Origin of the sequence: Salininema proteolyticum, from assembly GCF_042685645.1 — a bacterium.
Taxonomy (GTDB): domain Bacteria; phylum Actinomycetota; class Actinomycetes; order Mycobacteriales; family Micromonosporaceae; genus Salininema; species Salininema proteolyticum.
In genome coordinates, this window is sequence record NZ_JBHUNX010000001.1 from 3,922,357 (window position 1) to 3,935,353 (window position 12,997).

Genomic DNA, 12,997 nt, shown 5'->3' on the forward strand with positions numbered 1-12,997 from the left:
CAGGCGCTTCTCACTCAAGGGCACGGGAGGACTCCCGGTACGGGCTCCGGCCGCCGCGGCGACGGAGAACAGGCGGTGTCCCGGGAAAGCCCCGGAACACCGCCCGCTGTGTCGGTTCACGTCGGTTCGTGTCGGTTGTTATCGGTTCATTGTTCGAAGTCGCCCCACCCGCGGGCGGCCGCTTCGATCAGCGTCCCAGGACCGCGCGCCAGTCGGCGGCCGAGCCCGGCAGAATCGGGCTGTCGGCGAGTTTGGAGTCTTTGACTTCAACGCCCCCGCGGTCGCCGAGGCGGACCTCGACGCAGTTGCCGCCCTGTGTGGAACGGCTGGATTTCTTCCATTCTCGACTCAACATAGGTACTCCTCCAACGGCTTTGACAGCCTCTGCACGGTATCAAACAGAGCCTCGTAATTTTCTACACGGCTCGGTTCTTCCACATATTCACTAGTATCAGGCGCTTCGTAATAAGCGAATGACGGCGCGTAGGGACCGCGTTGTTCCCTTTCCGACAGATACAAATCGAAGCCCGACTTCATGAGGCCGTTGGGAGTGGGCATCACCTGAATGCTCCAACCCCTGTCCACGGCCTCGCGGAGCCGCTCGATCTGGTCGTCGCGGCAGGCGTGGCCCTCCATGAACTGCAGCGCCGCCTGCCCGATAACGATCTCGACCCGCAGGTCGGAGCGGTTGAAAAGCACCTTCTGGCGGTCCTCGATCAGACTCCAGACCGTCGCCACCCGATCCCGCGCGACTCTGTCGTCGCGCGTGATATCCGAGTAGTGGTACTCCTTGATCTGCAGAACGCCCGGAATGTACATCGGTTCGAACTTCCGCATGAGCGGATAGCGCTGTTCCGCCAGGAACAGTATCCGGGGCTCGAATACATGGCGGGAGAAGAAGTTGAGGGAGTCCCTCTCCCTTCTCAACGCCAGCAAATACCGTCGGTAATCGTCACTCTGCTTATATCTTCTCGCGATACCGTCAATCGACAGACTGTCCGGTGCGTTCTCTCCTGTCTCCCATTTGCGGACGGACTCACTCGACCTCTCCAGAAGCGCTCCCGCGCGAGCCAGCGAAAGGCCGGTCTCATCACGGAGTGCGCGAAGTTCAGTCGCGAGAGCCCACGCCAGCAACTTAGATTGTCCCACCCAATCCCCCAATCAACTCATGTCGATCAAGTTGCGCACCTAAAACCATACCTACCAGTGGATGCCGATAATGTAGTGGACCCGACAGCATTGAAATGCCAGCTAGAGACGCCTAGAGTTCTTCTTATGACCAGCACGGCGCCCCAAAGGCGGTTCATCGGCGGCCCCAGCATAGGAGATTTCCGGATCTTCAACGCTGAATTCACCGTCGCGCTCGACTCTGGACGGCTGACGGTGTTCCAGACCGACTTCGGAGCACAACCGGTCCGAGTGCTGCACATGCCGGACCCCGAGGCCGCCCGGCCCGACGAGCACTGGTGCTACTACACCGACAGTGCACAGGAGACTCGCCGGACCATCAGGAGGAACGCCATGCGCCTCTACCGGAGCGCGACTCATTCGCACCGGAATTGACGCTCGGACGGGACCTGGAGCGCGCGATGGCCGGCCTGGACCGTTGCGGGGCATGCCGCCGCAGTGCGGGCCTGCCGTCCGCCGACGGGGCATAGCGCCCCTCCACCTCGCGCAGCGGGCGCCCGAGGCGCCTCTGCGCGGAGCCGCACGGAGATGGAGCGACGTGACCGTCGTTCCGGTCCTCACGCCGGACGAGGCGACAGGACACGACGTCTCGGTACCGACAGGGCCTCGCCCGGTCGGCCGCTGCTGAATAGACCTCGCTGTTGCAGAGTGAGGGCCCGTCCGGTTGTGGGGACCAGGTCGGGCTCGCGGGGTCCTCCCTACCGACACAGGGAGGACCCCGCCAATAAACTCCCCCGGACGGCCGGGGGAGGGCGCCGGGCTGGACCCGGGTTTCCCCGCCGCTGCCGTAGCTTGCCGGTAAACGCCCCAGTGTGATGGGCGCCGGGCCGGACCGAGCTTCCCCCGCCGCTGCCGTAGCTTGCCGGTAAACGCCCCAGTGTGATGGGCGCCGGGCCGGACCCGGGTTTCCCCGCCACTGCCGAAACTTGCCGATGAACGGGCCCGAGCGATTGCCTGCCGGGCAAGGCCGGGCCTCCACGCTCCAGTCGGGCTCCTTCTCCGAAGCGGCCTCGCGAACCCGTTCGCGCCGAACCGATGAGTCCCACCGATTCGTGTCGTCTTCATGGGCAAAGGCGATGGCGAAAGGCTGCATCCGTGGGCGTACCGATCTTCATCAACCTGCCGGTGACCGACCTGGACCGCTCCAAGTGGTTCTACGAGTCCCTGGGCTGGTCGATCAACCAGATGTTCACCGACGACAACGCCGCGTGCGTGGTCGTCGACCCCGGCCGCATCTACCTGATGCTGCTGACGCGCAAGTGGTACCGAACGCTGATGCTGCGCCCACTGGGCGACAGCGAGCACCACTCCCATGCGGCCTACGCCCTGGCCTTCACCGACCGCGGAGAGGTGGACCGGCTGGCAGAGGCCGCCTTGGCGGCCGGCGGGAGCGAAGAACGAAACCCCGACAAGAGGGCCGCCGAGACCAGGGTCGGCATGTACTCCCGCTCGTTCCTGGATCTGGACGGGCACCAGTGGGAACCGTTCTACCTGCCCATGGAGTGAACGAGCGGATTTCACCTGAACGGGTGGGTTCAGGACGAGTGCGCCGCACCCGTACCACCACTCGGAGTCCGCACGGCAGGCCCGGCGTCCACTGCATCAGCGCCCCTTCTTCCCCGACGGTGTCTGTGAACGGCCGCGAGGCCCCCGCGGCCGGCTCAGTGGCCCGCGAGCGCCCCACGTCCGCTCCACCAGCGCCATTCCCGCCGACGGCGTCTGTGAACGGCCGCGAGGCCCCCGGGACCGGCCTCGGGGACGCTCGCGGCCGGGTGTCACGCGGCCAGCGTGGGTTTCAGGTCGAACAGCGGGAACAGGGTCTGGGTGTCCAGGAAGTAGTTCAGGCCCGTGATGACGCCTCCCTCGGTCTCCAGAACGGTGATCGACCACGGCGTGAGGAGGCCGTCGTCGTTGCCCGAGGGCTTGTAGTGGCCGAAGGCGATGCTGCCGTTGGCCGAGATCGGCACCAGCTTCGAGCCCTCGCAGGCGTTGCCCGGCCCGTGCAGGAACTCGCCGAAGTGCCGCGGTCCGCGCAGCCAGAGTTCGAGCGGGGGCATGGACATGACGACGTCGCGGTGCAGCAGCGTTTTCAGCCGGTCGATGTCGAAGGCCTCGAAGGCCTTCGCGTACGACTCCGCCAGTTCGGCGTCGGACTCGCCGTCCTCGTCGGGGTCGCCGGACGGCTCGGAGGCGCCCGCCCCGGAGCGGCTCTTCGCGGCTACCTGCGGAGTGGGAGAGACGGAGCGGACCTCCTCCATCGTCGCGCGCGCCCGCTGGAGTGCGCTGTTGACCGCGCTGGCGCTGAGGTCCAGGGTGTCGGCCGTCTCCTTGGCGGAGAAGGCCAGGACTTCGCGCATGATGAGAGCGGCGCGCTGCCGTGCGGGGAGGTGCTGCACCGCGGAAACGAACGCCAGGCGCACCGACTCCCGCGACTCCGCCGAGGTGCTCGGGTCGGCCATCCACGAGTCGGGGGCCGGGGTGAGCCAGGTGGCCTCGGGGTTCATCGTCTCCAAGGGGTTCTGGTCGGGGCTGCCGGCCGAGCGGAGGTCCATGGGCCGGATGCGGCGCTGCACGGCCTTCGACATGTCGAGGCAGACATTGGTGGCGATCTTGTAGAGCCAGGTGCGCAGGCTGGAGCGCCCTTCGAAGGACTCGGACCGCTTCCAGGCCTTGATGAAAGTCTCCTGTACGGCGTCCTCGGCCTCGGAGGCGGAGCCGAGCATGCGGTAGGCGTACGCGCGCAGTTCCCGGCGGTACGGTTCGAATTCGGCGGTGTCGATACTCATGGCGTCATTATGACCTAAGCCACCGACATTGGCCAGGGCCGCGCACGCGCCCGGCCCGCTCCGGAACCCGTTTCGACGCAGGCGTTCCGGGCCCGCCCCAGGGCGGCCGGCTTGTCCCAGTCCGGCGGTCCCGCCCCTGGCCTGTGTGCCTGTCCCAGGGCGGTGTGCCTGTCCCATTGCGGAGGACTTGTCCAAGGGCTGTGGGACCGCCCCCAGGGCGGCCGGCTTGTCCAAGGGCTGTCGGACCGCCCCAGGACTGCGGGACAGCGGTGCGGTCCGGGCCTCGGGACCGTGGTCCCACAGTTCCGAGGGGTCTTTGGTGCGGTCCGGGCCGCGCCGCCCCTCGGTCGGGCCGTGAAACTGCTGTTCAGGGCAGGTCCGCACCGGGCCGGCGGACCTCCCGGTCGGGGACGTCGGGCGTGTAGGCGCCCACGGCGTCCATCCCGGGGCGGGCGAGCCTCCTACCTGGGACGTCCGCCAAAGTCATACTGCGGTACTACTCCGCCGGTCCAGGTTGAGCCCCGGGACCGATGTGAAGCGGCTTCGCGGCCCGTAACTTCGGTGGCATGATCGAAATCCAGAACTTCACCAAGCGGTACGGGAAGAAGACCGCGGTCGACAACTTGACGGCCACCGTCAAGCCCGGCCAGGTCACGGGGTTCCTCGGCCCCAATGGAGCGGGCAAGTCCACCACGATGCGCTCCATAATCGGGCTCGACACCCCCACCTCCGGCAGCGTCACGGTCGACGGACAGGACTACCGCGACTTCCGCGCCCCGCTGACGGAGGTGGGAGCCCTCCTCGACGCCAAGGCCGCGCACCCCGGCCGCAGCGCCTACTCCCACCTGATGTCCATCGCCCGCACCCACGGCATCGGCCGCGACCGGGTCGACGAGGTCATCGACCTCGTCGGCCTCACCGCGGTTGCCAAGAAGCGCGCCGGCGGGTTCTCCCTGGGCATGGGGCAGCGCCTCGGCATCGCCGTGGCCCTCCTGGGCGACCCGAAGACGCTGATCCTCGACGAGCCGGTCAACGGCCTCGACCCCGAGGGCGTCAAGTGGATGCGCGAGCTGCTGCGTGGCCTGGCCGACCAGGGCCGCACGATCTTCCTGTCCTCGCACCTGATGAGCGAGCTCTCGCTCATCGCCGACCACATCATCGTCATCGGGCAGGGCCGCCTGCTCGCCGACGCGTCGGTCAACGAGTTCCTCGACCAGGGCGCCAACGCCGTCCGCGTGGTGTCGCCCGACGCCCAGCGCCTCAAGTCCGCGCTGCAGGGCCCGGACGTGACGGTCACCGAGGTGGACAAGGAGACCCTGTCCATCACCGGCCTCGACGCGCCGGTCGTCGGCCGCGCCGCCGCGGCCAACGGGCTCGTCCTGCACGAGCTGTCCACCGAGAAGTCCTCCCTGGAGGAGGTCTTCATGAACCTCACCGCCGGGACCGTCGAGTACAAGTCCCAGGACGCCACGAAGATCGCCCAGCAAGGAGTCAGCGCATGACCGCCGCCGCCGTACCGACCAACGACTACCGGGTCCGCTTCAGCGGAATCGTCCACGCCGAGTTCGGCAAGACCTGGACGGTCAAGGCCGCCTGGATCGTCTACTCCATCATCGCGGCCCTGGGGATCGGCATCACCGTCCTCAACGCCACCCTCAGCTCCGAGGCGCCCACGGACCCGGCCACGGCGATCCTGTCCGGGTCGCTCATGCTGGGCCTGGTCATCGCCCTGCACGCCATCACGACCGTGACCGGCGAGTACGGCACCGGCTCCATCCGCACCACCATGTCGGCCGTGCCGAAGCGCCTGCCCGTCCTGTTCGCGAAGTCCCTGCTCACGGCGGTGACCGTCACGGTCTACTTCGTGGTCCTCAACTTCGCCATGCTGGTGACGGCGAAGCTCGTCTCCGACCTTTCGGCCTTCCAGGACCTGTCCCTCACTGCCTCGAGCACGCTGGAGCCGCTGTTCCACGGCACTGCCGCCACGGTCTTCTTCGCGCTGATCGCCGTGATGATCGGGTTCATCCTGCGCAACACCGCCGGATCGCTGGCCTTCTTCATCGGAGTCGTCGTGCTCATGCCCGACCTGCTGCGCCTGATCCCGTGGGACGGCATGGCCGACATCGTCCAGTGGTCGCCCATGAACCTGCCCAACGCGCCCGTCTTCGGGTTCGGCGAGCTGACCTCCGGCCAGTCCTACATGGGCATGGGGCTCTGGGTGCTCGTGTTGGGGATTATCGCCTGCGTGTCCCTCAAGAAGCGCGACGTGTAATAGTTTGGACACCATGTCCGGCCACCAGACCTCGAAGAAGTCGCTCTTCCGCAGAATGTGGGAGTTCGACAGCCGCCGCCCCCTCGTGTGGGACACCGCGGTCGTCGGGGTCTGGTGGCTTATCATCGTCCTGGCCGAGATCTTCGTGTGGGCGCAGCATTTCGGCACCTTCTCCGTGCCGACCATGCTGGTCATCCTGGCTCTCGGCATCCCCCTCCTGTGGAGGAGGCGGCGCCCGTTCCGCACCCAGCTGATCATCGTGGTGCCGCTGCTGCTGAGCGTCTTCAGCAGCAGCGTCAACGCCCAGCTGGCTGCCGGCATAGCGTTGCTGCTGGTCCTGTTCAACGTCTCCCTGCGCTGCCCGTGGTGGAAGATCGCGATCAGTTTCGGCATCGCCACGATCGTGTCCATCCTCCAGGCCGTGGTCGTCAACGCCGAGTGGAGCTGGTGGGAGCTGCTCGGGTCCCTCGTCGCCAGCGTCTTCGGCAACGGCTTCATCGTCGTCCTCGGGCTCCTCATCGCCACCAAACGCGAGCACGTCGTGGCCGTGGAACAGCAGGCCGTCCAGCAGGCCGCCATGGACGAGCGCCACCGCATCGCCCGCGAGATGCACGACATCATCGGCCACAACCTCGCCGTGGTTAACGCGCTTGCCGACGGCGGCACCTTCGCCGCCAGGGCCGGCAGCCACGGGCAGGCGCAGGAGGCCCTCGAGGCCATCTCAGACACCAGCCGCCAGGCCCTCTCAGAGCTCAGGCGCGTCCTCGGCGTCCTGCGTGACGACGACGTCGAGGAGGAGGCCGAGCTCAACCCGCAGCCCGGGCTGTCGGACATCGACGAGCTCATCGACCGCGTCCGCGCGACCGGCCGCAGCGTCCACCACACCGTCTCCGGCACGCCCTGGGACCTGGACAAGGGCCGCGAGCTGGTCCTCTACCGGACGGTCCAGGAGGCTCTGACCAACGTCCTCAAGCACACCGCGCCGGGCATCTCCGCCTCCGTGTCCCTCACCTACCGCGAAGAGGACCTCTACCTGGAGGTCGCCAACGGCGGCCTGCTCGCGACCTCGGCCGACGCCGGCCGGGGACTGACGGGACTGGCCGAGCGCGCCAAGGCCTTCGGGGGCACAATGGAAGCGGGCCCCTCGCCGAACGGCGGTTGGGCCGTGAGTCTCCGACTTCCCCATCCGAAGGAATAGCACCGCATGCCGACAGTAGTCATCGCCGACGACCAGTCCCTGCAGCGCATGGGTTTCCGCATGCTCCTGGAGAGCCAGGAGGACATCCAGGTGGTCGGCGAGGCCGAGAACGGTGCCGAGGCCGTCCGCCTGGTCGCCGACCGCAGCCCCGACGTCGTCCTCATGGACATCCGGATGCCCGGGGTCGACGGCATCACCGCCACCGAGCGGATCGTCGCCTCCGGGGGCCGCACGCGTGTGCTGGTCCTGACGACCTTCGACATCGACCAGTACGTCTACTCCGCGCTGCGCGCCGGGGCCAGCGGCTTCCTGCTGAAGGACGCCCGACCCGAGGAGCTCCTGGCGGCCGTCCGCTCCATCGCCGGCGGCGACGCGGTCGTGGCCCCGTCGCTGACGCGCCGCCTGTTGGACAAGTTCGTGGGGCACCTGCCCGACGAGAACGCCTCCGCGCCCCGAGAGCTGGACCAGTTGACCGATCGCGAGCGCGAGGTGCTGCGGCTGGTGGCGGAGGGCAGGACGAACGGCGAGGTCGCCGAGGAGCTGTTCCTGGCCGAGTCGACGGTCAAGACGCACCTGGGCCGGATCCTCGCCAAGATCGGGGCCCGCGACCGCGTGCAGGCGGTCATCTTCGCCTACGACACGGGCCTGGTGGAGCCGCGCGGCTGAGCGGAGTCTCCGCGACCGCGTTCACGGCCCGGGTCGATCCGGCGGTGCGACCCGATTCCGCGGTGCCGCCGAACCCGGCGTTCACGGCGAAGGCCGGCCCCACGAAAACCGGCCCTGCGCGGGCCGACCATCAGGCTGTCGGCGATGCTCTTCTCGGGGCGCGCGGAGACCGGCACTGCGCGGGCCGACCCCGGGGTGCCCCGGACCGGCCCTGCGCGGTCACTCTTTCCCGGTCTTCGGCGCCGGAACCTCCCACGTGCGGTTGCGCTGCAGCAGCGCCCCGAGGACCGCCCCCTCCTTCTCCCGGGTCAAACCGGCCGCCAGGCGGACGTCGGGATTGTCGAGGTAGCCCTTCCACCAGGACAGGACGGTCTCCGCCAGGGACCGGGTCCGGAGTCCGGCGTCCTTGGCCGGGCCGAAGGGCCGCATCAGCATGAAGGTGTAGTCGTCGGGCAGCCACAGGGGCAGGGAGTCGGGCCCGGCCCAGTGGTTGACGCCCTTCTCGGTGAGGAAGTCCGCGTCGGCCCAGACCGACACCGCCTGCTTGGAGGAGGGCATGGCGCTGCGGACGGTCTCGAGGAACTCGGCCATGGAGACGACGGGCCCGATCGCGTCGTACGTCCCGGAGGTGCCCTTCTCGCCGACGCGGAGGATCCAGTCGGCGAGGTCGGCGACGTCGATCCACTGGACGGGGCGGCCGGGCCTGCCGGGCGCGAGCATGGGGCCGCCCTCGGCGGTGCGCAGGGTCCAGTAGCCGAGGCGGTCGTTGGGGTCGCCGGGGCCGACGATGAGGCCGGCGCGCAGGACGGCGGACCGGTCGCCGAGGCGGTCGCGGACGAGGTTCTCGCAGGCGACCTTGTCGGGGCCGTAGGTTTCGGGGGTGACTTCGCCGCGGTCGTCGGGGGCGGGGTCGTGGAGGCTGTCGTTGAGCGTCGCGTAGTCGTTGTAGACGCTGATGCTGGAGACGAACACCCAATGCCGGGTCCGGTCGGCCAGGGCCTCGACGGCGCGTTTGACGTGCAGGGGTATGCGGGAGACGTCGACGATGACGTCGAACTCCCGGTCGCCCAGGGCGTCGAGCCCGTCGGGTTCGGACCGGTCGACGCGGAGGAATTCCGCTCCCCGCGGCGGTTCGCCGCTCTCTCCGCGGGCCGCGACGGTGACGTCCCAGCCTTGTGCGATCGCCGTTTCGGCCGTCTTCTTCGACAGGTAGGCCGTGCCTCCCAGAACTAGCATCTTCATGTCCCGATCCTGCTCCGGATGGTGATGAGGGCCAAACTTTCTCGCGTAGAGCGAAAATGCCCGGAGGGTGTCAGACGGGGCAAACCACGCGGGGGTCGGTAATGACACGCGTGTGATTCGTCCGCGCCCGCCGCCACTCCGGCGACGGTGGAACCCCGGGCAATTCAAGTGAACCCGCTTCCCGAACTCGGGGCGCGGCTCAGACTGGCGGCGTTCGAACCGCACGCTAGACACCGACCGCCGCCCAGTGCGGCATTCCAGGAGGGGAAGGACATGACCACCGCCAGGGAAATCATGAGCGGCGAAGCGAAATGCTGCGACGCGAACGAGACGCTGGCCGACGTCGCGATGCACATGAGGGAGATGCACGTCGGGGCCATGCCGATCTGCGGCAACGACCAGCGCCTGCACGGCATCATCACCGACCGCGACATCGTCGTCAAGTGCGTCGCCGAGGGCCGCGATCCGAGCGGCGTCACCGCGGGCCAGCTGGCCAACGGCAACCTCGTCTGGGTCGACGCCGAGGCCGACATGAGCGACTGCCTGAGCGTCATGGAGGACAACGGCATCCGCCGCGTCCCGGTCCTGGCCGAGAAGCGCCTGGTGGGGATGATCTCCGAGGCCGACATCGCCCAGCACATGAACGAAGGCGAGATATCCGAGTTCGTCCAGCGGGTGACGGGCGCTCCGCCCAACAGCTGACGGACCCGGCCGGAGGACGGAACGTGCGGGGAGCCGGTGGCCGCGCCACCGGCTCCCCGCACGTCTTCCTTCAGTTCTCGGAGGGTTCGAGGCTCATCCGGTAGACCTCGCGCTCGTCGTCGTAGAGGACGGCCGTCTGCGCCCCGGCGTCGGTCTGTTCCCTCCAGACCTCCCCGAGCCACGTCTCGGCGTCGCCCTGGTTGTCGTGGGAGGGCTGGTCGACCGGCAGGGTGTCGCCGTCGGCGTTCTCGAATGTCCATGTCCAAGCCATGTAGACAGCTTACGCGTTCGGAGCCGTTCGCGGAACCGCCGGTCAGCCGCGGAATGCCTCCCAGGCGAACCGGTTGTGCTCCAGCGGCTCCTCCGTCCTCTGCTGCGGCACTTCGGGTTCGGCCCTGCGGGGTTTGAACAGGGAGCCCAGGAGCACCAGGAGCCACAGCGGTGCGAGGACCGCCCAGGCCCAGCCCGGGGAGAACGACAGGAACGGGATCATCCACACCGCCCGGTCCACCGCGTCCACCAGCAGGAACGCTGCCATGAGCGCCGTGAACGCCGCCAGGGTGCGCAGCCCCGACCGCCGCCACAGGCGTGCGGCCAGCAGCCAGGACAGCGCCCACATGGCCAGGCCCAGCGACTCGTAGTCCGAGCGGGTCGACCAGGCCGAGGAGACCAGGAGGAGGACGGCCCCGAGCAGGAGCAGCGTCGAGGTGCTCAGCGCGGTGAAGGCCGGCGGCTCGTTCGTGCGGGCGGAGGCCAGCCAGCCCAGTCCGGTCAGGACCAGGACGGCCATGCCGAGGACGATCGCCAGGCGGAGCTCGACGCGGTCGGTCGCGGAGGCGCCCAGCCAGTCGCACAAGGGCTGCGGGGAGGTGAAGTCCGGTTCGGCGCACCAGTGGGACTTGAGGGCGGACTCGGGATCGCCGACGAGGCGTTCTCCCAGGGGAGCGTCGCAGCCGGGCAGGGAGGCCGGCCGGGTCTCGGCGAGGTCGCCCGCGTCGAAGCACAGGTCGCTGCCGCGCCCGTCCCACCAGATGTCGGACCTGTTGTGCTGCAGGGCCTTGGTGGGACGCTGCCCGAAGGCCGTGCCGGTCACCGAGACGCGTTCGTTCGTGCCGCCCTCTATGAGGTCGCCGGTGAGCACGAGGGCCTCGCCGTTGTGCCCCCAGATGTGCGAGTCGGTCACAGCGACGTCCCGGGAGGAGTGGATCCACAGGCCGACGCCAGCCCTGCCGCCGAGGTTGCCGCAGATGCCGGGCTCGGTCCGGGTCGGCGCGGCGAAGAGCGGGGAGTCGCAGTCGGCGTCTCCGCCGGCGGCGATGTTGTTCTCGGAGAGGGCCAGCCCGCCGACCTCCACGTCGCTCGAGTCCTCGATCCGGACGCCCACGGCGTTCTTGCGGACCTCGCTGTCGCGAAGCGACACCCCCTCGGATTCGGACGCCGTCAGGCCGACGGCGTTGCGCTCGGCCACGACTTCCCGCACCGACGCGGAGGACCGGGTCAGCCGGATGCCGCTGCCCGGGTTCTCGCCGACGTAGGTGTCCACGATAGACACATCACTGTCCACCGCCTCGAACCCGTGGTGGCCGTTGCGGTCAGCCCGGAGCCCCTCCAGCCTCACCCCCGTCGAGGACTCCGCCTTGAGGGCCGACTCCGTCGCGCCGCGCCAGGCCAGGGCCTCGACGCTCACGTCGGAGACGCCGTCCAGGACCACCAGGTGCTCCAGGTCGAAGCCGCCCTGCAGGACCGCGTCCCCGGGGTCGTCCCCGCCGCCCCGCAGGCGGAGGTCCTTGCGGCCCTCCAGGACCACGGTCTCCGCGACGGTGTACTGGCCGGGCAGGACGACGATCTCGTCGCCGTCCTCCGCCCCGGCCACGACGGTGGCGAAGTCCTGGGCGTCCTGGGCGAGGCACTCGCGGAACAGCTGCCTGTTCTCCAAACGGAGGCTGTAGGAGATCTCGTCGTTCCTCTTCTCGAACTCCGCCTCGTCCGTGTCGCACACGACCCGGCGGGCGTCGTCCGCACGCGCCGGAGCCGCGGGCGCCAGAACGGCGAACGCGCAGGCCAGGGCAATGGCGGCAACCGCCGGGGCACGACGAGTCATGCCCCCAGTCTATGGGATCTCCGCCACACCGTAAACCATCCCTTTGGCCCCCAAAGCTTCCCCGGGGATATACCCTCGCTCTATGACTGTTCGCCAGCTGGTCGCCGACCTGTACGAGATCCCCTTGGGCCACACCTCCGCCTACCTGTGGAACGAGGCCAACAACCTGACCCTGGTCGACACCGGTGTCCCCGGATCCTCGACCGCCATCGCCGCCGCCCTGGAGTCGCTGGGGCACACCAAGGCCGACCTCCAGCACGTCTTCCTGACCCACTGGCACGTCGACCACGCCGGCGCCGCCGCCGAACTGGCCGAGTGGGAGAACACCGAGCTCCACGCGCACAGCCTGGACGCCGACGTCCTGGAGGGAAAGACCCCGCAGGTCCTGCCCGGACTGCCGTCCGAGGAGCAGGCCCTCTTCGACTCCCTGCCCGACGAGGTCAAACAGGACACTCCGACGGTGGCCGTGGACGACCGGCTGGAGGGCGGGGAGAGCTTCGAGATCGCCGGGATCCTCGACGTCTACCACATGCCCGGGCACACCCCCGGATCGATCTCCCTGCACCTGACCGACCCCAACGTCCTCCTCGTGGGCGACACGGTCGCCAACGTCGGCCCGGACGGGCCGTCCGCCGGCGTCTTCAACACCGACCCGCAGCGGCTCCGCGAGTCGGTCAAGGCCCTGGCCCGGCTGTGGCCCGCGGTGCTCTGCCCCGGCCACGGCGAGCCGATCACCCAGAACACGGCCGACCGCCTCAACGCCCTTGCCGGAAGCCTCGACTGAGAGGCCCCGCAGGGCTGGGACGCGCGCAGCGGCGCAGGACAGTGAAAGAGGCGGGGCC

At 68.9% G+C, this 12,997-nt stretch carries 14 protein-coding genes; 8 read left to right on the top strand and 6 right to left on the bottom strand.

The annotated features are described in order from the left end of the window. Window positions 1–187: 187 nt before the first annotated feature. Window positions 188–355, bottom strand: coding sequence for a DUF397 domain-containing protein (locus ACFTE1_RS18095; RefSeq protein WP_380623804.1), 168 nt, complete (start codon window positions 353–355; stop codon window positions 188–190). Next, window positions 349–1,149: a Scr1 family TA system antitoxin-like transcriptional regulator gene (locus ACFTE1_RS18100; RefSeq protein ID WP_380623801.1), complete on the bottom strand. Its 801-nt coding sequence runs from the start codon at window positions 1,147–1,149 to the stop codon at window positions 349–351. The genes ACFTE1_RS18095 and ACFTE1_RS18100 overlap by 7 nt, the downstream gene beginning before the upstream one ends. A gap of 126 nt (window positions 1,150–1,275) precedes the next feature. Between ACFTE1_RS18100 and ACFTE1_RS18105 the strand changes: the two genes are divergently transcribed. Together ACFTE1_RS18105 and ACFTE1_RS18110 are read left to right on the top strand one after the other, a co-directional pair. Next, a complete protein-coding gene (locus ACFTE1_RS18105) occupies window positions 1,276–1,563 on the top strand; it encodes a hypothetical protein (protein ID WP_380623799.1) in 288 nt (95 codons plus the stop codon). 720 nt (window positions 1,564–2,283) lie between these two features. Then, window positions 2,284–2,694 carry a VOC family protein gene (locus ACFTE1_RS18110; protein WP_380623797.1) on the top strand — a complete coding sequence of 137 codons (411 nt, stop codon included), beginning with the start codon at window positions 2,284–2,286 and terminating at the stop codon, window positions 2,692–2,694. A 269-nt stretch (window positions 2,695–2,963) separates the two neighbouring features. Here ACFTE1_RS18110 and ACFTE1_RS18115 read toward each other — a convergent pair whose 3' ends face one another. Beyond that, window positions 2,964–3,974, bottom strand: coding sequence for a sigma-70 family RNA polymerase sigma factor (locus ACFTE1_RS18115; RefSeq protein ID WP_380623795.1), 1,011 nt, complete (start codon window positions 3,972–3,974; stop codon window positions 2,964–2,966). Window positions 3,975–4,540: 566 nt separating this feature from the next. On the opposite strand from ACFTE1_RS18115, the gene ACFTE1_RS18120 reads away from it, so the two are divergent. Genes ACFTE1_RS18120 through ACFTE1_RS18135 form a run of 4 tightly spaced genes read left to right on the top strand, consistent with a single transcriptional unit; the run spans window position 4,541 to window position 8,110 of the window. Further along, window positions 4,541–5,476 carry an ABC transporter ATP-binding protein gene (locus tag ACFTE1_RS18120; protein ID WP_380623793.1) on the top strand — a complete coding sequence of 312 codons (936 nt, stop codon included), beginning with the start codon at window positions 4,541–4,543 and terminating at the stop codon, window positions 5,474–5,476. After that, on the top strand, window positions 5,473–6,246 hold the full coding sequence (locus tag ACFTE1_RS18125) for a hypothetical protein (protein ID WP_380623791.1): 774 nt from the start codon (window positions 5,473–5,475) through the stop codon (window positions 6,244–6,246). The genes ACFTE1_RS18120 and ACFTE1_RS18125 overlap by 4 nt, the downstream gene beginning before the upstream one ends. Window positions 6,247–6,259: 13 nt before the next feature. Then, the gene (locus ACFTE1_RS18130) at window positions 6,260–7,444 is read left to right on the top strand and encodes a sensor histidine kinase (protein WP_380623789.1); all 1,185 of its coding nucleotides are present in this window, start codon (window positions 6,260–6,262) and stop codon (window positions 7,442–7,444) included. Between the two features lie 6 nt (window positions 7,445–7,450). Then, entirely contained in the window at window positions 7,451–8,110 is a 660-nt protein-coding gene (locus ACFTE1_RS18135; RefSeq protein ID WP_380623787.1) for a response regulator, read from the top strand. 219 nt (window positions 8,111–8,329) lie between these two features. Here ACFTE1_RS18135 and ACFTE1_RS18140 read toward each other — a convergent pair whose 3' ends face one another. Further along, window positions 8,330–9,352 carry an NAD-dependent epimerase/dehydratase family protein gene (locus ACFTE1_RS18140; protein WP_380623785.1) on the bottom strand — a complete coding sequence of 341 codons (1,023 nt, stop codon included), beginning with the start codon at window positions 9,350–9,352 and terminating at the stop codon, window positions 8,330–8,332. Window positions 9,353–9,625: 273 nt separating this feature from the next. On the opposite strand from ACFTE1_RS18140, the gene ACFTE1_RS18145 reads away from it, so the two are divergent. After that, window positions 9,626–10,054 (top strand): CBS domain-containing protein, encoded by a 429-nt coding sequence (locus ACFTE1_RS18145; RefSeq protein WP_380623783.1) that lies wholly within the window; start codon window positions 9,626–9,628, stop codon window positions 10,052–10,054. Between the two features lie 70 nt (window positions 10,055–10,124). On the opposite strand, the gene ACFTE1_RS18150 is transcribed toward ACFTE1_RS18145, so the two are convergent. Beyond that, window positions 10,125–10,325 (bottom strand): hypothetical protein, encoded by a 201-nt coding sequence (locus ACFTE1_RS18150; protein ID WP_380623781.1) that lies wholly within the window; start codon window positions 10,323–10,325, stop codon window positions 10,125–10,127. 42 nt (window positions 10,326–10,367) lie between these two features. Continuing rightward, the gene (locus ACFTE1_RS18155) at window positions 10,368–12,155 is read right to left on the bottom strand and encodes a right-handed parallel beta-helix repeat-containing protein (RefSeq protein WP_380623779.1); all 1,788 of its coding nucleotides are present in this window, start codon (window positions 12,153–12,155) and stop codon (window positions 10,368–10,370) included. Window positions 12,156–12,237: 82 nt separating this feature from the next. On the opposite strand from ACFTE1_RS18155, the gene ACFTE1_RS18160 reads away from it, so the two are divergent. Continuing rightward, complete coding sequence (locus ACFTE1_RS18160) at window positions 12,238–12,939, top strand: MBL fold metallo-hydrolase (RefSeq protein WP_380623777.1); 702 nt, start codon at window positions 12,238–12,240, stop codon at window positions 12,937–12,939. Window positions 12,940–12,997 lie beyond the last annotated feature (58 nt).